Here is a 20,739-nt window from a genome sequence, read left to right as displayed (position 1 = left end):
GGATCACTTCTCCAGTTCGGCGGCCTGCATGGTGGCGTCCACGACGTCCTCCGGCGTCGCCTGCCCGGCGAACACGAGGGCGATCGCGTCGTTCATCGCGCCACCGATCGATGCGCCGAAGGCGGTGTCGAAGTACAGCTGGATGTACGGCGCCGCGTCGCGGACCTCGAGCAGCTGGGCGAGCGCCGGGTCGGAGACGGCGTCGGTGGCAGCAGGGTTCGTCGGCAGACCCATGTCGTTCTCCGCGAAGCCCTGCTGGACCTCGTCGGAGAGGAGGTACTCGACCAGGTCGACCGACGCGTCGGGAGCCTCCGTCGAGACGGCCCAGGCGTCGCCACCACCGAGCTGGGCATCCGGGTCACCCTCGCCGCCCTCGACCTCCGGAAACGCGAACCAGCCGGTGTTCTCGCCCAGACCCTCGCCGTTCTCGGTGAGCCCCTGCATCACGCCCGGCTCCCAGTGGCCGGCCAGCTCCATCGCGACCTGCTCCGTCGCGAGCAGGCCGGAGGCGGAGGTGGCCCCCCCCTGCGCCGGCGTCGTGAGGAAGCCCGGGTTGAAGGGCTCGGTCGCCAGCAGCTCCTCGAGCACCTCGCCGGCCTGCACGAAGCACTCGTCGGTGAAGTCGAGGCTGGTGACCGCGTCCTCGAGGACGTCCTGCCCGCAGGACCGCAGCGCCGTGTAGTACCAGTAGTGGGCGGCGGGCCACTTGTCGCCGGCGCCGACCGAGAGGGGCGTGATGCCGGCGGCCTTCAGCTTGTCGATGACGGTGTAGAGCTCCTCCATCGTGGCCGGCGGCTCGGTGATGCCCGCCTGCTCGAAGAGCTCGGTATTGTACCAGAAGCCGACGACGCCGAGGGAGAACGGCAGCGCGTAGGTCTGGCCGTCGACCTGCCAGCCGGAGACGGTGCCGCCGAGCTTCTCGATCGTCTCGTCCGCCTCCTGGGAGAGGTCGCGGACCAGGCCGGCCTCCACGTGGTCGGCGAGCTCGCCGCCGCCACGCTCCATGTAGACGTCCGGCAGGTCGCCGCTCTGGAAGGCGGCCTCGAGCCGGTCGACCATGTCCTCGTGCGCCATGGCGACGACCTCGACCTCGACGCCGGGGTTCTCGGCCTCGAAGTCCTCGGCCACCTGCTCGTAGTAACCCCTGCCGGGCTCGTTGTTCGAGTTGTGCCACCAGGTGATGGTGTTCTCGTCGCCTCCCGAGGCGCTGCTGTCGTTCCCACCGCCACAGGCAGTGGCCGTCAGCAGTACCGCACTGCTGCACAGCACCGAGAGAGCTGCTCGCCCCGAACGCCGCATGTCTGACCCCTTCGTCACTCCGCACGCCGTCGTGGCGTGGATCACGTGCCGAAAAGGTGGCAGCCGGGGCTTGCGCTGTCAATCGTTGTCGATAACGATTTCGCGCTGTGACCCCAGCCACCGCTGTCGACGCCGTCCGGCGCTCCGAGGCCATGCTGACCGTGCGCTCCGCCGACGGCTCGCCGTGCGCGGACGTGGACGTGCTGGTCGAGCAGGTCCGGCACGACTTCGCCTTCGGCAACATCGGCTTCGACTTCGTGGGGCTGGCCAACCACGAGCGTGGCGACTCGCGGGGCAACGTCTTCGGCGGAGCGGACCCGGAGGCGGCCGAGCGGCTCGAGCAGCTGTGGCTCGACGTGTTCAACACCGCGACGCTGCCGTTCTACTGGGCCGGCTTCGAGCCGGTGGACGGACAGCCCGACACCCGGCGCCTGCAGAAGGCGGCCGCGTGGTTCCACGACCGGGGCGTGTCCGTCAAGGGCCACCCGCTGGTCTGGCACACGCTCGCCCCCGACTGGCTGAGGGAGTACCCCGACCGTGAGGTCGAGGAGATCGTGCGAGCGCGGATCCGGCGGGAGGTCACGTCGTTCGCGGGGCTCGTCGACACCTGGGACGCGATCAACGAGGTCGTCATCATGCCGGTCTTCGCGAACGAGGACCGGCAGAACGCCGTCACCCGGCTGTGCCGCCGCATCGGTCGGATCCCGACCATCCGCCTCGCCTTCGAGGAGGCACGCCGGGCGAACCCCGCCACGACGCTGATCCTGAACGACTTCAACCTGTCGACGGCGTACGAGTGCCTCATCGAGGGTGTTCTCGAAGCCGGCGTGCAGGTGGACGCCATCGGCCTGCAGAGCCACATGCACCAGGGGTACTGGGGCGAGGAGCGGACGCTGGAGGTCCTGGAGCGGTTCGCCCGCTACGGCCTTCCGCTCCACTGGACCGAGACGACCCTGGTGTCCGGGGACCTGATGCCACCGGAGATCGTGGACCTGAACGACCACCAGGCCGACGAGTGGCCCTCCACGGCCGACGGCGAGGAACGACAGGCCGACGACGTCGTCCGCCACTACCGGACGCTGCTGTCCCATCCCTCGGTCCAGGCCGTGACGTACTGGGGGATCACCGACCGGGGCGCCTGGCTGGGCGCCCCGGCCGGACTCGTGCGCGCCGACGGCAGCCCCAAGCCCGCCTACGACGCCCTGCGCGGCCTGGTCAAGGGGGAGTGGTGGCTGGCTCCGACGCGGCTCCGGACCGACGGCGAAGGCCGGGTTCCCGTGCGCGGCTGGGCCGGCGACTACTCGCTGTCGGTGGGGGACAGCGTCGCGTCCTGGACGCTGGGGCAGGACGCGCCCACGCCGGAGGTCACCCTGGCCTGACCGGCGAACCACCCGGGGCGGGGCAGGATGCTGCGAACGCGGCGCCCTGCCGCAGCCGTCCCCTCACAGGCGGCCCCGGTCCGCCGCACCAGCAACCACGAGACAGGACGGACTTTCGAGGGCATGGTCATCAACGTCGACATCGACACTGCGCTGTGGCGCGACCCGGGAGTCCCTGCTGAGGACAGGGTGGCGGACCTGATCGGGCGCATGACGCTGGAGGAGAAGGTCGCCCAGCTGTACGGCGTGTGGGTGGGCATCGATGCGACCGGGGGCGACGTGGCCCCGCACCAGCACGAGATGGCTGCGGTGCCGGTGGAGTGGGACGAGCTGATCCGCAGCGGGCTGGGGCAGCTGACCCGGCCGTTCGGGACGGCACCCGTGGACCCGCTGCTGGGCGCCAAGGGCCTGGCGGAGAGCCAGCGGCAGATCATGGCGGCCGGCCGCCTCGGGATCCCCGCGCTGGTGCACGAGGAGTGCCTCACGGGGCTCGCGGCGTGGACGGCGACCGTCTTCCCCTCGCCGCTGTGCTGGGCGGCCAGCTTCGATCCGGACCTCGTGGAGCGGATGGGTGCGCTGATCGGGAAGAGCATGCGCCGGCTCGGCGTCCACCAGGGGCTCGCCCCGGTCCTCGACGTCGCCCGGGACCTGCGCTGGGGGCGGGTCGAGGAGACCATGGGGGAGGACCCGCACCTGGTGGGCACGACCGGCAGCGCGTACGTGCGCGGCCTGGAGTCCAGCGGCATCGTGTCGACGCTCAAGCACTTCGTCGGCTACTCCGCCTCACGGGCGGGGCGCAATCTCGCCCCGGTCTCCGCCGGCCCGCGGGAGATCGCCGACGTGTTCCTCCCGCCGTTCGAGATGGCCCTGCGGGCGGGGGCGCGGTCGGTGATGAACTCCTACACCGACATCGACGGGGTGCCCGCGGCGGGCGACCCGGCGCTCCTGACCTCCCTCCTGCGTCAGACCTACGGGTTCACCGGCACCGTGGTGGCCGACTACTTCTCGATCGCCTTCCTCCAGAGCCTGCACGGAGTGGCGGCCTCAGCCGCGGAGGCGGCCGCGCGCGCCCTCGAAGCGGGGATCGACGTGGAGCTGCCGACCGTGAGCTGCTACGGCCAGCCGCTGGTCGAGGCGGTGCGCAGCGGTGCCGTGGACGAGGGCCTGGTGGACCGGGCGCTGCGCCGGGTGCTGCTCCAGAAGTGCGAACTGGGCCTGCTGGATCCCGACTGGTCGCCGGACTCCCCGGCGGTCGTGGAGGGCGAGGTCACCCTCGACTCCGAGGAGTCCCGGGCCGTGTCCGGAGAACTCGCCCGCCGCTCGGTCGTGCTGCTCGCCAACGACGGGACGCTGCCGCTGCAGGCCGGGCTGCGCCTGGCTGTGGTGGGTCCCCGCGCCGACACCGCCCAGGCGATGCTCGGCTGCTACTCCTTCCCGATGCACGTCGGCGTGCACCACCCGGACGTGCCCGTGGGTGTCGACATCCCGACGCTGGCCGACGCGCTGAGGGCGGACCCGGCGGCGTACGACGTCGTGGTCGCGGAGGGTTGCCCGGTGCTGGGTGGCGACGACGAGGGGATCCAGGCCGCCGCGCGTGCCGCGGCCGACGCCGACGTGTGCGTCGCCGTCCTGGGCGACCAGGCGGGCCTGTTCGGCAACGGCACCTCGGGGGAGGGCTGTGACGCCGTGGACCTCCGGCTCCCCGGCCGTCAGGAGGAGCTGCTGGAGGCGCTGCTCGCGACGGGGACCCCCGTGGTGCTCGTCCTCCTGGTCGGCCGCCCCTACGAGCTGTCGCGCCAGGTCGACCGGCTGGCCGCCGTGGTGTGCGGTTTCTTCCCGGGCGAGGAAGGCGGGCCCGCGATCGCCGACGTCCTCAGCGGACGGGTGAGCCCGTCGGGCCGGCTGCCGGTGAGCTTCCCGCGCGCCGGCAGCAGCCAGCCGTCGACCTACCTGGCGTCGGCCCTGGGGCGGCGCACCGACGTGAGCAGCGTGGACCCGACCCCGCTGTTCCCGTTCGGGCACGGACTCGGATACGGCTCCGCGACCTGGGCGGGCGTGCGGGCGCTCACCGGGCCGCGGTGGGACACCGACGGGGCCGGCGAGCTGGAGGTCGAGCTCTGCAACGACACCGACCGGGAGGTCACCGAGGTCGTCCAGGTCTACCTGCACGATCCCGCAGCCGAGGTGGTCCGGCCGGTCCAGGCGCTTCTGGCCGCCAGGCGGATCGACCTCGCGGCAGGGTCGGCTGCGACCGTCCGGTTCACCCTGCACGCCGACCTCACGTCCTTCACCGGGCGGGACGGCACGCGGATCGTCGAGCCGGGTGAGGTGGAGCTCCGGGTGGGTGCCTCCAGCGCCGATGTGCGGGAGGTGCTCCGGTTCACCCTCACCGGCAGCCGTCGCACGGTCGGGTTCGAGCGCCGGCTGCACCCGGAGAGCGTCGTCCAGCACCTGACGGCGGACGCGGCTCGCGGCAGGGGGAGTGCCGGCTGATGCCGCAGACCGACCTCTCGCTGGAGGAGCTCCAGCGCTACACCCCGCACCTCCCGGCCCCGGAGGACCTCGAGGACTTCTGGGACGCCACCCTCGACGAGGCCGGGGAGCGGCCGCTCGACGCCTCCTGGACTCCGGTGGACTCCGGGCTGGTGACCGTCGAGACCCATGACGTGTCCTTTGCCGGCTTCGGCGGCTCCCAGGTCCGCGCCTGGCTGCACCTGCCCGCCCGCGCACTGCGTGGGGACGGCCCGTTGCCCGGGGTCGTCCAGTACCAGGGCTACAACGGCGGACGAGGCCTGCCTCACGAGCACGTCTTCTGGGCGTCGGCGGGGTTCGCCCACCTCGTCGTCGACACGCGCGGTCAGGGGAGCGGGTGGACCGTGGGGAACACAGGGGACCCGGTGGGCTCCACGGCCGCGCAGCCCGGGTTCATGACCCGGGGCGTGCTGTCCCCGCAGGAGTACTACTACCGGCGGGTCTACACCGACGCCACGAGGGCTCTCGAGGTGCTGCGCGGCCACCCGGAGGTCGACGGCGACCGGGTCGCGGTGACCGGCGCCAGCCAGGGCGGCGGCATCGCGCTGGCCGTCTCGGCACTCGCCCGCGGGGTGCGGGCGGTCATGCCCGACGTGCCGTTCCTCTGCGACTTCCCACGGGCCGCGCGGATCGCTCCCGGCGACCCGTACGGCGAGATCGTGCGGTACCTCAAGGCCCACCGCGACAGCGTGGACCGCGTCTTCGTGACGCTGAGCTACTTCGACGCCGCGGTCCTCGGCCGCAGGTCGTCCGCTCCGGCACTGTTCTCCGTCGCCCTCATGGACGAGATCTGTCCTCCGTCGACGGTCTTCGCGGCGTACAACGCATACGGGGGGCCGAAGGAGATCACGGTCTACCCGTTCAACGACCACGAGGGCGGAGCGGCTCACCAGCAGCGCGAGCAGCTCGCCTGGCTCCGGAGCCGGCTCGAGGTGCCGACCGCCCGATCGTCCGCTCCCGCCGGGCATCCCGCACCGCGAGTGCAGGGCGCCTGATGCTGCGCGCACGCCTCACCGTCGACCCGGCGCGACCGGTGGGTCCGGTGTCCCGTCGGCTCTTCGGCGCCTTCGTCGAGCACATGGGTCGCGGCGTGTACGGCGGCATCTACGAGCCGGGGCACCCCGAGGCGGACGAGGACGGTTTCCGCCGGGACGTGATCGACCTCGTCAAGGAGATGGGGGTGACGACGGTCCGGTATCCCGGAGGGAACTTCGTCTCCGGGTTCCGCTGGGAGGACAGCGTCGGGCCGCGCGACCACCGCCCCGTCCGGCTCAACCTGGCGTGGCACAGCACGGAGACCAACGAGGTCGGGTTGCACGAGTTCGCCTCGTGGCTGGAGAAGGTCGGCGCCGAGCTCATGCTCGCCCTGAACCTCGGCACCCGCGGCACGCTCGAAGCGCTGGACCTGCTCGAGTACGCCAACGTGCCTTCCGGCACGACGCTCGCGGAGCAGCGGATCCGCAACGGGCGTCGGCAGCCGTTCGACGTCCGGATGTGGTGCCTCGGGAACGAGATGGACGGACCGTGGCAGCTCGGCCAGCGGTCCGCGGAGGACTACGGCAAGCTCGCCGCCCGGACCGCGAAGGCCATGCGCCAGGTCGATCCCGGCCTCGAGCTGGTCGCCTGCGGCTCCTCGGGCGCGACCATGCCGACCTTCGGTGAGTGGGAGCGCGCCGTTCTCACCCATGCCTACGAGGACGTGGACCTCATCTCCTGCCACGCCTACTACGAGGAGAAGGACGGTGACCTGGGCTCCTTCCTCGCCTCCGCGACGGACATGGATCACTTCATCGAGACGGTCGTCGCCACCGCCGACCACGTGAAGGCCGTGCGCAAGAGCCCGAAGACGATCAACATCTCCGTCGACGAGTGGAACGTCTGGTACCTGTCCAAGGTGCCGGCAGACCTCGCGAGGCGCATCGACGACTGGCCCCTCGCGCCAGCCATCAGCGAAGAGCCCTACACCGTGGCGGACGGCGTCGTCGTGGGGAGCCTGCTCATGTCGCTGATCAGGCACGCGGACCGGGTGACCAGCGCCTCGATCGCCCAGCTCGTCAACGTGATCGCTCCGATCGCGGCCGAGCCGCAGGGACCGGCGTGGCGCAAGGCGACGTTCTTCCCGTTCGCGACCACCTCCCGCCTGGCGCGCGGCGTCGCCCTCCAGGTCGGCATCGACGGCCCCGGCTACGACACGGCCGCGTACGGCGAGGTGCCGGTCATCGACGCTGCTGCGACCGCCGACGCAGGCGGAGCTGCGCTGTTCCTCGTGAACCGCTCGCAGACGGAGGAGGTGGAGGTCTCCATCGACCTCGCAGCGCTGGGTGCGACCACCATCGAGGAGGCACTGACGCTCTCCGACCCGGATCCGCATGCGGCGAACACGGCCGACCGGCCGGACCGGGTCGGGTTGCGGCCGAACGCCCGGGCTGCAGTGGTCGAGGGCACGCTTCGAGCGACCCTGCCGCCGGTCTCGTGGACGGCCGTCTCCCTCCACTGACCGCGGGACCACCCCGCCGCCGCAGCGCAGTCGCACCACCAACCGCACAGCCCCAGGACCCGGCGACGACGCCGGGGGAGCAGAGGAGCAGGACATGGCAACGGTCACCTACGACCACGCGACGCGGGTGTACGACGGCGCGCAGCAGCCCGCGGTCGACGCGCTCGACCTGACGGTCGAGGACGGCGAGTTCCTGGTCCTCGTGGGCCCGTCCGGCTGTGGCAAGTCCACGTCGCTGCGGATGCTGGCCGGCCTGGAGGACGTCACCGACGGCCGGATCCTCATCGGCGACCGGGACGTCACCGACGTGCCGCCCAAGGACCGGGACATCGCGATGGTGTTCCAGAACTACGCGCTGTACCCGCACATGACCGTGGCCGACAACATGGGCTTCGCGCTCAAGATCGCCGGGGTGTCCAAGCAGGAGCGGGCCACCCGGGTGCGCGAGGCGGCGAAGATCCTGGACCTCGAGCCCTACCTGGACCGCAAGCCCAAGGCACTGTCCGGTGGTCAGCGGCAGCGGGTGGCGATGGGCCGGGCGATCGTCCGCGAGCCGCAGGTGTTCCTGATGGACGAGCCCCTCTCCAACCTCGACGCCAAGCTGCGCGTGCAGACCCGGACCCAGATCGCCTCCCTGCAGCGCCGGCTGGGCATCACCACCGTCTACGTCACCCACGACCAGGTCGAGGCCATGACGATGGGCGACCGGGTCGCCGTGCTCAAGGACGGCCTCCTGCAGCAGGTGGGGACGCCGCGCGAGCTCTACGACCGCCCGGTCAACGCCTTCGTGGCCGGGTTCATCGGCTCACCGGCGATGAACCAGCTCACCCTGCCGGTCGTCGACGGCGGGGTGGTGCTCGGGGACGTCGTCCTCCCGGTGCAGCGCTCCGTGCTGGGGGCGACCGCCGATGCTTCGGTGGTCCTCGGGGTGCGCCCCGAGGACCTGGAGGTCGCCGAACGGGGCCTGCCGGTCGAGGTGGACGTGGTCGAGGAACTCGGCGCCGATGCCTTCCTGTACGGCCGCACGACGGCCGGCGGCAGCGAGCACCTGGTCACCGTCCGGGTCGACGGCCGACGTCCGCCGCGGAAGGGCGAGACCGTGCACGTCGTGCCGCGCACCGGCCACGTGCACCTCTTCGACGTCGGCGCCGGCCGCAGGCTGGGGGACTAGGACCCGTCCGGCGGCCCGGACGCGGGCCGCCGGACCGGGCACTCCACGCGGTGCGGCCGAGGGTGGCGGCCGATCCCTAGACTCGGCCCAGGCGCGCGGCGATCCGTGTGCCGACACCGATCGAGGAGAGTGCATGGCCGTCCGAGCCGTCCGGGGCGCGACACAGGTGGAGGCCGACGACCGGGACCAGGTGCTCGAGGCCACCCGCGAGCTGGTCAGCGCGGTCCTGGACCGCAACGACCTGCGCTCCGAGGATCTGATCAGCATCCTGTTCACGGCCACGCCCGACCTGGTGTCGGAGTTCCCCGCCCTGGCCGCGCGCGAGCTGGGTCTGGGCGACGTGCCCCTGATGTGCGCCACCGAGATCGCGGTGCCGCACGCGCTGCCGCGCGTGCTGCGGCTCATGGCCCACGCGGAGACGCCGAAGGAGCGTGGCGACATCCAGCACGTCTACCTGCGGGGCGCGGTCGCGCTCCGGCGGGACATCGCCCAGTGAGCGAGCGGGCTGCGCAGCAGGACGATGACAGTGCCCCGTGGACGAGCGGGCGCAGAGAGCAGTGAGTGAGCAGATGACCTTCCCCGGCCAGGTGACCCTCGACGGACCGTCGGGGACCGGCAAGTCCAGCGTGGCGCGCGGCGTCGCCGCCCGGCTGGGTGCCGCCTATCTCGACACCGGCGCCATGTACCGGGCGGCCACCGTCGCGGTGCTCGACGCCGGGGTCGACCCGTCCGACGCCGAGGGCGTGGCCCGCACGGTCGCCGGGGCCCGCATCGAGGTGGGCACCGACGCGGCGACCGAGACGGTGCGGGTCGACGGGGTCGACGTCGCGGCCCGCATCCGGGGCGCCGAAGTGACCCGTGCGGTCTCCGCCGTCTCCGCGGTGCCCGCGGTGCGCCGCCGGCTGGTCGACCAGCAGCGGACCCTGGTCGCCGAGGCCGGCGCCGTGGTGGTCGAGGGCCGCGACATCGGGACCGTCGTCCTGCCGGACGCGGCGCTGAAGGTCTACCTGACCGCCGCGCCGGAGGCCCGCGCCCGACGCCGGGCCGCCCAGCTGGGCATCCGCGACGAGTCGGGCATCGCCGAGCTCGCCACGGACCTGCGGCGGCGGGACGAGTTCGACAGCAGCCGGGCCGACAGCCCGCTGCGGCCGGCCGCGGACGCGATCGTCGTGGACAGCACCGAACTCGACCAGCAGGGCGTCGTCGACCGGGTGGTCGCCCTCGCCGGCTCCGTGGTGGCGGCCGGCGGAGCGCGGGCATGACCGAGGAGCACACCGGGCCGCTGCCCGTCGTCGCCATCGTGGGGCGGCCGAACGTGGGCAAGTCGACGCTGGTCAACCGCTTCCTGGGCCGGCGGGCCGCCGTCGTCCAGGACACCCCGGGCGTCACCCGGGACCGGATCGCCTACGAGGCGCTGTGGAACGGCAAGCGGTTCACGGTCGTGGACACCGGGGGGTGGGACCCCCGGGCCGAGGGGCTGGGGGCGTCGATCACCCGCCAGGCCGAGTACGCCATGAAGACCGCCGACGTCATCGTGTTCGTCGTCGACAGCCAGGTGGGCGCCACCGAGACCGACCTGGCCGCCGCGCGGGTGCTCCGGCGCAGCGACCGCCCGGTGATCCTGGTGGCCAACAAGGTCGACGACGAGCGCAGCGAGGCCAACGCGGCCGAGCTGTGGTCGCTGGGGGTGGGGGAGCCGTACGCGGTCAGCGCCCTGCACGGCCGGGCCAGCGGTGACCTGCTCGACCTGGTCCTCGACGCGATGCCCGAGGCGCCGCGCGAGCAGGACGAGGAAGGCGGGCCCCGCCGGGTGGCCCTGGTCGGCCGGCCGAACGTCGGCAAGTCGAGCCTGATCAACCGGCTGGCGAAGGAGGAGCGCTCCGTCGTCGACTCCGTCGCGGGCACCACCGTCGACCCGGTCGACTCGATCGTGGACCTCGGTGGCGAGGAGTGGCGGTTCGTCGACACCGCCGGGCTGCGGCGCAAGGTGAACACCGCGAGCGGGATGGAGTACTACGCCAGCCTGCGCACCGAGGCCGCCATCCAGGCCGCGGAGGTCGCGGTCGTCCTGCTCGCCGCCGACGAGGTCATCAGCGAGCAGGACCAGCGGGTGATCAGCCAGGTCGTGGACGCCGGGCGGGCGCTGGTCGTCGCGATCAACAAGTGGGACACCCTCGACGAGGACCGCCACTACCAGCTGGAGCGGGAGATCGAGCGAGAGCTGTCGCGGGTGAAGTGGGCCACGCGGGTGAACATCTCCGCCGCCACCGGCCGGGGCGTCAGCAAGCTGGCCGACCACCTGCGGGCCGCGCTGGCCTCGTGGGAGACCCGCGTGCCCACCGCCGAGCTGAACACCTTCGTGCGGTCGTTGGTGCAGGAGACGCCGCCGCCGGCCCGCGGCGGTCGCGCGCCGAAGATCAAGTACGTGACCCAGGCGGACATCCGCCCGCCACGGTTCGTCGTCTTCTCCACCGGCTTCCTGGAGGCCGGCTACCGCCGGTTCCTGGAGCGGAAGCTGCGCGAGCAGTTCGGCTTCGGCGGCACGCCCATCGAGATCTCGGTGAAGGTGCGCGAGGGCCGGGACAAGGACGGCAAGCGCGGCTGACCACCGTCGAGGCGACCGGGAGCCGTGCGGTAACCTTCCGGGGCGGTCGTCGCGCGGCCCGGGAACTCCCGGCAGGCGGGCGGCACGCGGGCTGTAGCGCAGCTTGGTAGCGCACTTGACTGGGGGTCAAGGGGTCGCAGGTTCAAATCCTGTCAGCCCGACAGTGTGATGTCCCAGGACATCGGCATGGCCCGGACCCACGATTCGTGGGTCCGGGCCATTGCTTTCTGGAAGCGGGGCCGGGTGCACGTCCAGGTCCAGACGGTGCTCGAGCAAGCCGGTGCTTGGAGAGGCGTCCGGTTCAGGGCCCATGTCGCAGCCGGCGGACGGCCGTCCGGCAATAGTTCTCCTCCAGCTCCAGGCCGATCGATCGCCGTCCGGCCCGGTGTGCGGCGACCAGGGTCGAGCCGGTGCCGGCGAAGGGATCGAGGAGCAGGCCACCCGGCGGGCAGGCCAGCCGCACCAGCGCGGCCATCATGGCGACCGGCTCGGGAACCGGGTGACCCCATCGCCGGCGGAGTTCCGGCGTCCGGTGCAGCACACGGTCAGCCGCGTCGGCCAGGGGCCGGGCAGCTGCCCAACCGGGCGGCGCGGCGACGACCACGGTTTCCGGGCTCCCGGGTTGGCGGTGCCAGGAGAGCCAGTGGGCGGCCTGCAGACCCGTTCCCGGAGGAGCCGGTCGATCCGTTGCGCGTTGTGGGCGCCGATGCAGGCCACGACAGGCCCCGTGCTGACCCGGCGGCACTCCGCCAGTGCCTCGTTGAGCCAGGACACGTAGTCGTCCTCGGGCAGCTGATCCCGGTTCCGCCCGTACGGCCGGCCGAGATTCCACGGCGGATCCGTGACGACCGCGTCGACGCAGTCGCTCGGCAGCGCCGGGAGCATCTGCGTCGCGTCCGCACACACGACGAGGGCACTCGCCGGCACGTCGGAGAGCAGCGCCGGTGCCTCCCCGGCTTCTCCGCTTCGCCGTCCGGCCGTCCTGCCGTCCGAGTCGCCACCGCTCGGACGTCAGATTCCCCGCACCCGCGCCGCTGCGAGTGCATAGCCCAGGTCGGCGGCCTGGCGGCCGATCCGGGCGTCGTGGACGCGGATGACGTGTCCTCCGATCGAAGCCCCGAGCGCGCAGGCCGCCGCCGTCGCGACGTCCAGGGGCGCGCCGTCGAGTCCGAGGGTGCGGCGCAGGAAGACCTTGTTGGAGACGGCGACCAGGACGGGACAGCCCAGCGAGACGATGTCGTCTAGTACGGGCGAGCAGCTGCAGGGACTGGCGCCAGGATTTGCCCAGGTCGATGCCGGGGTCGGCGATCACCCGCTCGTGGTCGATACCGGCGTCCTGAGCCGCCTGCGCCAGCGCGGTGAGCCGGTCGGTGACCTCACCGAGGAGATCGGCGTGGAGATCCGCGCCGTCGCCGGGGCACTGGGGCTGGGCACCGTGGACGACGCCGACGGGGCGGCGTGGGTCGAGATCAAGCAGCGGGCCCCCTCGACCTGCTGCGCGAGCGGGGACGGGACGTCCGTACCCGGCTCGTGACCGACATCGTGCCGTTCGACGAGGGCCCGCAGCTGCCGGCCGACCTCGCCGCCCGCCGGCGGGCCACGCTCCCAGGCGGTGCTGCGCTTCGACGGCGACTGGTCGCCGGAGGATCGTCCCGATTTACCAGGTGGCAGCGGGCGGTGTCGAATCGTGGGCCGGGTGGAGCAGCGGGCGCAGGACGTTGTCGACCATGGTCAGCGCCGCGGCGATGGCCATGTGCATGTCCAGGTACCGGTAGGTGCCGAGCCGGCCGCCGAAGAACACCGCCCGCTCGCGAGCCTCCGCGGCGGCCCGCCGCCGGTAGTGCTCGAGCTTCTCCCGGTCACTGGCGGTGTCGACGGGGTAGTACGGCTCGTCCCCGCGTCCGGCGGGGCGTGAGTACTCGCGGGCGATGATGGTTCGGTCGCCGGCGTACGGGCGCTCCGGATGCAGGTGGCGGAACTCGTGGACGCGGGTGAACGGCACGTCCTCGTCGGCGGAGTTGAGCACCGCCGTGCCCTGGTGGTCGCCGGTCGGGAGGACCTCCCGTTCGAAGTCGAGCGTCCGCCAGCCCAGTACGCCGGCCGCGAATCCGAAGTACCGGTCGACGGGCCCCGTGAAGACGGTCGGGAGGCTGGGTGGCAGCTCGTCCCGAACGTCGAAGTAGTCGGTCGACAGCCACACCTCGATGTTGGGGTGGTGGGCCATCCGCGTCAGCCAGGCGCCGTATCCGTCGACCGGCAGGCCCTGGTGGGGGTCGGAGAAGTAGCGGTTGTCGAAGGTGTAGCGCACCGGTAGCCGGCTGATCACCGTCGGGGGCAGCTCGCGCGGATCGGTCTGCCACTGCTTGTGGGTGTACCCGCGGACGAACGCCTCGTAGAGCGGGCGCCCGATCAGCGACACCGCCTTCTCCTCGAGATTGCGGGGGGAGCGGTCGCCGATCTCGGCGGCCTGCTCTCGGATCAGCGCACGCGCTTCGTCGGGGGAGAAGGACCGGCCGAAGTACTGGCACAGCGTCGCGAGGTTGATGGGTAGCGGATAGATGTTGCCCCGCCACCTGCTGAACACCCGGTGCTGGTAGTCGGTGAACTCCGTGAACCGGCGGACGTACTGCCAGACCCGCTCGTTGCCCGTGTGGAACACGTGGGTCCCGTACCGGTGGACCTCGATGCCCGTCGCGGGGTCGACCTCCGACCAGGCGTTGCCGCCGAGGTGGCCCCGTCGTTCGACGACCAGCACCCGTCGGTCCCACCGGGTGGCCACCTGTTCGGCGACCGTCAGCCCGAACAGACCTGCACCGACGACGAGCAGGTCCGGCCGGGGGACAGCCACGCCCGCCGATGCTGCCAGACATCGGGGAGGGCTGCCGGGCGGTCAACCGGGCCGGCGACCCGGGCGAGAGCCGTCGGCACGAGCCCGTCCTCCAGCTCGAGGGCGACCGGCCACGGCCGGCATCCGCGGGCGACCAGAGGCGGCCGACGAGAGGCGCGTGCTCGCTGACTCAGCGCAGCACCGACCGGAAGAGCTCGACCAGCCGGTCGGCGTGGGCGTCGAAGGTGTGCCGCTCCCGGACGGCGAGGGCCGCCGTGCCGCCGCGGCGGTCGGCCAGCTCCCCGGCCAGGGCGGCTCGGACGTCGTCGGCCGAGCGGTAGAACAACCCGGTCCCCTCCGTCCGCAGCACCCGCTCGACGGAGACCAGAGATCCGGGGTTGGCCTGCTGCAGGAGGGGCAGCCCGGCGGCCAGCAGCACCGGCAGCCGGGCGGGGGAGTTGAGGTCGTCCCAGCCGGCCCGGTGCAGCTCTCCGCCGTTGTCGCTGTCGAAGCGGTGCAACCAGCCGGCGTCGTACCGGGAGAGCTCGCCGACCCAGTCCTCGGGGCCCACTGGCGGGTGCAGGTGCACGTGGTCGGGGGCGGCGGTGAGCGCCTCGTCGAGCCAGGTGCTCCACGACCCCGTCGGACCGGGTGCCCGGACCTGGCCGTAGAGGTGGGTGTGGATGCCGCGCCGGGCCAGGTCGAGGACCCAGGGACCGTCGAGGCCGGCCGGCCGGCCCACGACGACCGTGTGCGCCTCACCGTCGGCCTCGGAGAGCTTGTCGGCGAGCGGCGCGTCCAGCCACTCCCGCTTCGGTAGGTCGCCGTCGAGCACGCCGAGCCGCGCGGGATCGACCCGTCCCCGCAGGGCCGCGGCGAACCAGTCCCGCTCCTCGTCGGTGGCCAGGAGGCAGGCGTCGGCGTGCGTGACCAGGTCGGCGAGCAGCGGCCACTCGCCGCGGACGATGCTGCGCTGGGGTGACTCCTTGAAGTGCCAGACGAAGGGCAGTTCGGGGAAGGCCGCCCGCACCGTGTGCGCGAGCGGGACGGCCCGCCAGTTGAGCTGGGCCCAGACGACGTCCGGCTGCAGCTGGCGTACCGCCTCCGGCCAGCGCTCGCGTGCCAGATCGGGGACGTGCCCGAAGGGCAACGGCCCGACGGTGGCGTCGCCCAGCCCGTCGGTCGTCCACAGGCCGCTGAGCCGGTGGCCGCGTTCGGCCAGGGCGAGGACCCGCTCCGGGTTGAACGCCAGCTCGCCGACCATCAGCACGTTGAGGCCGTGCGGTGCCGCCGGGTACCGGGTGTCCCGGAAGCGGGCGTATCGGGCGGCCTCGTCGACCTCTCCGCTGTCGGTGGAGGCGAAGCGCAGCGGCCCGGCGACCCGGTACCGGCTGCGGAAGACGTTGAGGCCGCCGTCGAAGGATTCCCGCATCGCGCGGGACCGCTGCGCGGGGTGGCGGGTCCAGGAGCAGGTGACCCGGCCGGTGTCCGCGGTGCGTCCGCGGGCCGCCAACCGCGCCCAGAACAACCGCTCCAGGTCGTCGGTCTCCAGCTCGGTGCGCTCTGTCCACCGGTCCCCGGTGCGGCGGTGCGCCACCTGGACCAGCTGGGCGTAGGGCGTGCCCGCCGGCTCGGAAAGGCCGGAACGGACGAGCACGACCTCGGGGTCGTCCAGGCGGTCGAGGACCCGGGACAGGTGGTCGGAGTGCCAGACGTCGTCGGCGGGCAGCAGGGCGACGACCGGCGCGGCGGTTCCGTCCAGTCCTGCGTTGAGCGTGGCACCGACCCCGCGGTTGTCCGGCCAGCCGATGAGCCGGATCCGGGGGTCCGCGAGCGCGGCGACCACGGCGGCCACGGCCTCCGGGTCGGGGGAGCCGTCGTCCAGGACGAGTGCTTCCCAGTCGGCCACCTGCTGACCGAGGAGGCTGTCCAGGGCCCGGGGCAGGAAGGCGGACTGGTCGTGGACGGGGACCAGCACGGAGACCCGGGGCGGGGTCATGCAAGGGGAACGGACGACGCATCGGGTCCCATGACCGCCGCGTACACGCCGGTGACGCGGGCGGCCAGCGCCGGCCAGGCGTAGGCCCGCGCCCGGGCCCGCGCCCCGGCCGAGAGGCGGGCCCGGAGCCACGGGTCGGCCACCAGCCGGTCCAGCGTCTCCGCCAGGCAGTCCACGTCGCCCGGCGGGACGAGCAGGCCCGTCTCCCCGTGCCGAACGACCTCCGGGATGCCGCCGACGTCGCTGGCCACCACCGGCAGGCCGGCGGCCATGGCCTCCACCAGGACCGATCCCATCTCCTCGTAGGCAGAAGGCAGCACCAGGACGTCGAGGGAGGACAGCACCCCCGGGACGGCGGAGTGCTCGACGAACCCGGTCATCGTGATCCGGTCGGCGGCCGGGCTCTCGCGGATCAGGTGCGCGACCCGCCGGCGGTCGGGCCCGTCGCCCACGACCACGAGTTCGGCCGGCCGGCGCATCCGGCCGAACGCGCGGACCAGGAGGTCGGCCCGCTTCTGCGGAGCCAGGCGTCCCACGTAGCCGATCCGGGGACGCGCCGATGGCGGCCGCGTGTCGTTCTCGGCCGCGGCGAACAGGGACGGCTCGAAGCCGGACGGGATCGTGTGGATCCGGTCGGCGTCGACGCCGTCGGACCGCAGCGCAGCCGCGGTCCGCTGGGTCAGCACGATCACCGCGTCGGCCCGGCGCAGCGTGGTCCGCTCCACGACGCCGCCCAGGGAACGCAGCAGCCGGATCCGGAGCGTGCCGCCGCGCAGGGTGTGTCCCACGCTGCAGTGCACGGTGACGACCAGCCCGGCGCGGTGCCGGCGCGCGGCCAGCCGCGCGAGCAGCAGCGTCGCGATGTCCTCTCCCTGGTGGGCGTGCACCAGATCGACCGGCCGGACGGAGCCGGCGGGCGGACGGCGGAGCACGTGAGCCAGGGCGGTCAGGGCCCACAGCTGACGCAGGCCCGTGAGGGGCAGGCCCGTCCGGTGGACCTGCGCCGACTGCCCGAGCCGGGTGACCGACCGCGGGGCGGCGAGCCGGGAGGTGACGACCGTCTGCTGGACGGCCTGCGCGTCCAGGGCGCGGGTGAGGGCGGCGGTGTGGTTCTGCATGCCGCCGATCGGGTCGAACCGGGCGGCCCGGGGACGAAGCTCACCGGGCCGGCCGGTCGCCTCTTGTTCGGTGCCCGGCGGCGGCTCGAACACGCTGCACAGCCGGAGTACGTGACGATCGACGACGGTGTCGATGGAACCGGGCATCCGCACCTCCCTGTCCGGCGACCTGGAGTGAAGCACGGGATTGCCCGCCCGGGCGGGCGGGCAGGATCCCGCCGTGCGTGCCCCACTCGCCGACCGGTCCGTCCGACGGGTGGCGCTGGTCCGCCTGCGGGTGGGGCTGGGTGATCTGCTCTGTTCCATGCCGGCGCTCGGTCGGCTGCGTGCGGCTCGACCGGACCTGCACGTCAGCCTCATCACCTGGCCGGAGATGGCACCGGTCGTCGACCGGATGGGGCGCATGGTCGACGAGCTGCTGCCCTTCCCGGGCGCCGAGGGCATCCCGGAACGGACGCCGGACCCCGACGGCTGGGCATCCTTCCTGGCCGCCGCGGCGAAACGGCGGTTCGACCTGGCCCTGCAGGTCTACGGGGACCGGCCGGCCGCCAACCGCGTCACCGCGGCCCTCGGCGCGCGCCTGGCCGGCGGCTTCGCCCCCACCGGATGGGACCCTCCCGCCGGCACCGCGCCGCTGCACCTGCGTTACCCGGCGCACCTGCACGAGACCGATCGTCACCTGCGGCTGTTCGAACAGCTCGGCGTGCCGGCGGGGCCTCCGGCGCGGATGAGCTTCCCCATCTCGGAGGCGGACGATGCCGAGCACGCCACCACGCTCGGGAACAGCGGTCTGGTCCCCGGCCGGTACGTGGTGCTGCATCCGGGCGCCTCGTCCCCGACCCGGCGGTGGCCGGCCGAGTGCCATGCGGCGGTCGGCGACGCGCTGGCCGCCGACGGGTGGGACGTCGTGCTGACCGGGGTGGCGGGGGAGCGGCCGATCAGCGCCGCGGTGCAGTCGCGGATGGGCGCGCCGGCCACCGACCTCACGGGGGCGACCAGCCTCGGCGGCCTGGCCGCGCTCCTGCGGGACTGCGCGGTGCTCGTCGGCAACGACACCGGCTCCGCCCACCTGGCCGCGGCCGTGGGGGCGCCCACCGTGACGGTCTTCCTGCCCGGCGATCCGGTCCGCTGGGCGCATCCCGGCCCGCGGCACCGGGCCGTGATCGCCGACGTGGCATGCGCGCCCTGCCCCCATCTGGTCTGCCCGATCGATTTCCGGTGCGCGGCCTCGGTCCGCCCCGCGGACGTGCTCGCGGCAGCCCGCGACCTGCTCGACGAGGGGGTCGGGTGAGTCCCCGCGTCTGCTTCGTCGCCGACAGCGACGCCTGGGGCGGTGCCGAGGTGTACCTGACCCACCTGATGGGGCGGGCGGAGGCCAACGGGTGGGCGGCCTCACTGGTCTGCGCCGAGCCCGTGGCCGAACGCTTCGCCGCGATGGTCCCGTCGGACCGGCTCACCGCCGTGCCGCTGGCCCGGCACCGGCCCGAGGCCCCGGCGATCCGCGCCGCCGTCGCGGCGCGGCATCCGGACGTCGTGGCGGTCAACCTCGTGGACCCGCCCTCCAACGCAGCCGCCCTCGCCGCCGGGCTCGCGGTCGCGCCGACCGTGGGGGTCCTCCACCTGGCCGGGGACACCGGGTCCGGGGAGCGACGGAGCGCGCTCGCGGCGCTGTACCGGCGCCTTGCGGCCGTGGTGAGCCCCTCGGTGGAGGGCCGCCGGCAGGTGACGTCCGAGCTGGGCGTGGCCGCCGAGCGGGTGCACGTCGTCCCCAACGGTGTCGCCGTCCCCGCCGTCCCCAGCGGACCGGCCGGCCGCTTGGTGCCCCGGGTCGGGGCACTCGGCCGGCTGACCGGGCAGAAGGGCTTCGACGTCCTGATCCAGGCGGTCCGGTCGTTGGTCGCGGACGGGAGGCCGGTGGAGGCGGTCATCGGGGGTGCCGGTCGGGACGAGGCCGCGCTGCGCGCCGCGGCGGCTGGGCTGCCGGTGACCTTCTGCGGCTTCGTGACCGACGTCCGCGTGTTTCTCGCCGGCCTCGACGTGTTCTGCCTGTCCTCACGCCATGAAGCCCTGCCCCTGGTACTGCTCGAGGCGATGGCCGAGGGCCTGCCGTGCGTGGCGACCGACGTGGGGGACGTGGCCGTGGCCGTGGGGGAGGACGCCCTGGTCGTCCCGCCCGGTGACGTGACGGCGCTGTCCGCGGCGCTCACCGCCGTGTTGTCCGATCCCGGCCGCCGCGCGGTCCTGGGCACCCGGGCCCGCCGGCGCGCGGTCCGCGAGATGGACGCCGGCCTGATGGCCGAGCGGACCTTCGCCGTCCTGGATCGCGCGCAGCGCACGGGATCCGGGGATCCACCGTGAAGCCTCCCGACGTCGCCGACGACCCGTCCTCCGCGGGGAGGTGCCGAACGACATCCGGGAGTCGTGGTGAGTGGGTCCGCCGCCACCCGGCTCGGCCTGGCACCGCTCGCCGTACCGGTCTCGTGGGCCCGCCGGCCGACACCAGGCAGGTGCGCCGCTGGACTTCGCCGTCCTCCACGACCGCTCGCCGTCGCGCCGCGTTGTCGTCGCCACTTCTGTCCGGCCCGCGGGTCTCCGCCGCCGCCAGTGAGCAGACGCGGGCAGGGGCTGCCGGCGCCGATCACCGGGGCGCTGATGTCATCCAGCGCTCCTCCACGGACAGCAGCGTTCCCACGTGTTGAGCCGGACGCAGTGATGCCGACTGAACCTGGCGGCACCAAGAACTGAGCCCCGCCGTCGAGAAGACAGCGGGGCTCAGCGACGAGATCGACGAGGAGTCCGGTCGGCTATCCGTCGATTGGTGTCGTCCCGAACATGAGCGTTCGACGGCCAACGTCGTAGTGGGCGTTCTTGCTGTCCCGGAGGAGATCCTGGAGGACATCCGCGTCCTCCGCAGAGACGGTGACGACTTCCTCCCAGGCGCCCTGGTCGAGCACGAGCTGGAGGGTGAACACACCCGGTGCTCCCGGTTCCTGGGCGACCCAGGAGAACTGGTAGTGACTGAGTTGCCGAACGCGGATGCTGTCGTCGGTGACCGGCTGAGTAACGTTCGCTGTGCCTGGCTGCTCTGCCATGAACCTCTCCCATTTCGTCCGAGGGGGATGGTGGCGCACTACCCCGTCCGGTGAAGTGCAGTCGCCGAGATGGCGACATACCGGTCGGCTGTCACGGAGTGATCCAGTCACCCACGATCAGCGTTGCGGGCCCTCTCCGGTCGCCTCACGGGGGAGGGCTCAGCGCTGCGCGCCAGGACTGCTGCCGGCGCCGTCCCGACCTCCATGGGTGCTCGGCCAC

Annotated in this window: 17 protein-coding genes, 1 tRNA gene and 1 pseudogene; 12 read left to right on the top strand and 7 right to left on the bottom strand. The window is 73.1% G+C overall.

The window, feature by feature from the left end; all coding sequences use genetic code 11:
• Window positions 1–3: 3 nt before the first annotated feature.
• Entirely contained in the window at window positions 4–1,269 is a 1,266-nt protein-coding gene (locus QOZ86_RS00415) for an ABC transporter substrate-binding protein (RefSeq protein WP_284489967.1), read from the bottom strand.
• A gap of 137 nt (window positions 1,270–1,406) precedes the next feature.
• Here QOZ86_RS00415 and QOZ86_RS00410 point away from each other — a divergent pair, with 137 nt between their 5' ends.
• The 9 genes from QOZ86_RS00410 (at window position 1,407) to QOZ86_RS00370 (ending at window position 11,644) form a co-directional block, all read left to right on the top strand.
• The gene (locus tag QOZ86_RS00410; RefSeq protein ID WP_284489966.1) at window positions 1,407–2,678 is read left to right on the top strand and encodes an endo-1,4-beta-xylanase; all 1,272 of its coding nucleotides are present in this window, start codon (window positions 1,407–1,409) and stop codon (window positions 2,676–2,678) included.
• Between the two features lie 123 nt (window positions 2,679–2,801).
• The gene (locus QOZ86_RS00405; protein WP_284489965.1) at window positions 2,802–5,171 is read left to right on the top strand and encodes a beta-xylosidase/alpha-l-arabinosidase; all 2,370 of its coding nucleotides are present in this window, start codon (window positions 2,802–2,804) and stop codon (window positions 5,169–5,171) included.
• Window positions 5,171–6,205, top strand: coding sequence for an acetylxylan esterase (locus tag QOZ86_RS00400; protein WP_284489964.1), 1,035 nt, complete (start codon window positions 5,171–5,173; stop codon window positions 6,203–6,205). The genes QOZ86_RS00405 and QOZ86_RS00400 overlap by 1 nt, the downstream gene beginning before the upstream one ends.
• A complete protein-coding gene (gene arfA / locus QOZ86_RS00395) occupies window positions 6,205–7,707 on the top strand; it encodes an arabinosylfuranosidase ArfA (RefSeq protein ID WP_284489963.1) in 1,503 nt (500 codons plus the stop codon). Before QOZ86_RS00400 ends, arfA begins: the two co-directional genes overlap by 1 nt.
• Before the next feature lie 94 nt (window positions 7,708–7,801).
• Entirely contained in the window at window positions 7,802–8,878 is a 1,077-nt protein-coding gene (locus tag QOZ86_RS00390; protein ID WP_284489962.1) for an ABC transporter ATP-binding protein, read from the top strand.
• Between the two features lie 133 nt (window positions 8,879–9,011).
• Entirely contained in the window at window positions 9,012–9,374 is a 363-nt protein-coding gene (gene aroH / locus QOZ86_RS00385; RefSeq protein ID WP_284489961.1) for a chorismate mutase, read from the top strand.
• A 61-nt stretch (window positions 9,375–9,435) separates the two neighbouring features.
• Complete coding sequence (gene cmk / locus QOZ86_RS00380; RefSeq protein WP_284489960.1) at window positions 9,436–10,140, top strand: (d)CMP kinase; 705 nt, start codon at window positions 9,436–9,438, stop codon at window positions 10,138–10,140.
• Window positions 10,137–11,483: a ribosome biogenesis GTPase Der gene (gene der / locus QOZ86_RS00375; protein WP_284489959.1), complete on the top strand. Its 1,347-nt coding sequence runs from the start codon at window positions 10,137–10,139 to the stop codon at window positions 11,481–11,483. Before cmk ends, der begins: the two co-directional genes overlap by 4 nt.
• 87 nt (window positions 11,484–11,570) lie before the next feature.
• Window positions 11,571–11,644 (top strand) — tRNA-Pro (locus QOZ86_RS00370).
• A 140-nt stretch (window positions 11,645–11,784) separates the two neighbouring features.
• On the opposite strand, the gene QOZ86_RS00365 is transcribed toward QOZ86_RS00370, so the two are convergent.
• On the bottom strand, window positions 11,785–12,087 hold the full coding sequence (locus QOZ86_RS00365) for a DNA methyltransferase (protein ID WP_284489958.1): 303 nt from the start codon (window positions 12,085–12,087) through the stop codon (window positions 11,785–11,787).
• 113 nt (window positions 12,088–12,200) lie between these two features.
• Window positions 12,201–12,368: pseudogene (locus QOZ86_RS21080) on the bottom strand (DNA methyltransferase); the annotation flags it as partial.
• A gap of 349 nt (window positions 12,369–12,717) precedes the next feature.
• On the opposite strand from QOZ86_RS21080, the gene QOZ86_RS00360 reads away from it, so the two are divergent.
• Complete coding sequence (locus QOZ86_RS00360) at window positions 12,718–13,017, top strand: hypothetical protein (RefSeq protein WP_284489957.1); 300 nt, start codon at window positions 12,718–12,720, stop codon at window positions 13,015–13,017.
• 123 nt (window positions 13,018–13,140) lie between these two features.
• Here QOZ86_RS00360 and glf read toward each other — a convergent pair whose 3' ends face one another.
• From glf to QOZ86_RS00345, 3 genes are all read right to left on the bottom strand, one after another.
• On the bottom strand, window positions 13,141–14,331 hold the full coding sequence (gene glf, locus QOZ86_RS00355; RefSeq protein ID WP_284489956.1) for a UDP-galactopyranose mutase: 1,191 nt from the start codon (window positions 14,329–14,331) through the stop codon (window positions 13,141–13,143).
• A gap of 169 nt (window positions 14,332–14,500) precedes the next feature.
• Window positions 14,501–16,309, bottom strand: coding sequence for a glycosyltransferase (locus QOZ86_RS00350; protein ID WP_284489955.1), 1,809 nt, complete (start codon window positions 16,307–16,309; stop codon window positions 14,501–14,503).
• Entirely contained in the window at window positions 16,306–17,574 is a 1,269-nt protein-coding gene (locus QOZ86_RS00345) for a glycosyltransferase family 4 protein (RefSeq protein WP_284489954.1), read from the bottom strand. The genes QOZ86_RS00350 and QOZ86_RS00345 overlap by 4 nt, the downstream gene beginning before the upstream one ends.
• 73 nt (window positions 17,575–17,647) lie before the next feature.
• On the opposite strand from QOZ86_RS00345, the gene QOZ86_RS00340 reads away from it, so the two are divergent.
• Window positions 17,648–18,718 (top strand): glycosyltransferase family 9 protein, encoded by a 1,071-nt coding sequence (locus QOZ86_RS00340; RefSeq protein WP_284489953.1) that lies wholly within the window; start codon window positions 17,648–17,650, stop codon window positions 18,716–18,718.
• A complete protein-coding gene (locus tag QOZ86_RS00335) occupies window positions 18,715–19,785 on the top strand; it encodes a glycosyltransferase family 4 protein (RefSeq protein WP_284489952.1) in 1,071 nt (356 codons plus the stop codon). Before QOZ86_RS00340 ends, QOZ86_RS00335 begins: the two co-directional genes overlap by 4 nt.
• 446 nt (window positions 19,786–20,231) lie before the next feature.
• Here QOZ86_RS00335 and QOZ86_RS00330 read toward each other — a convergent pair whose 3' ends face one another.
• Window positions 20,232–20,519: a hypothetical protein gene (locus tag QOZ86_RS00330; RefSeq protein ID WP_284489951.1), complete on the bottom strand. Its 288-nt coding sequence runs from the start codon at window positions 20,517–20,519 to the stop codon at window positions 20,232–20,234.
• Window positions 20,520–20,739 lie beyond the last annotated feature (220 nt).

It is taken from the genome of Blastococcus capsensis (assembly GCF_030165005.1).
GTDB lineage: Bacteria > Actinomycetota > Actinomycetes > Mycobacteriales > Geodermatophilaceae > Blastococcus > Blastococcus capsensis.
The sequence above is the reverse complement of the archived record's forward strand: the minus strand, read 5'-3'. Positions and strand labels throughout refer to the sequence as shown.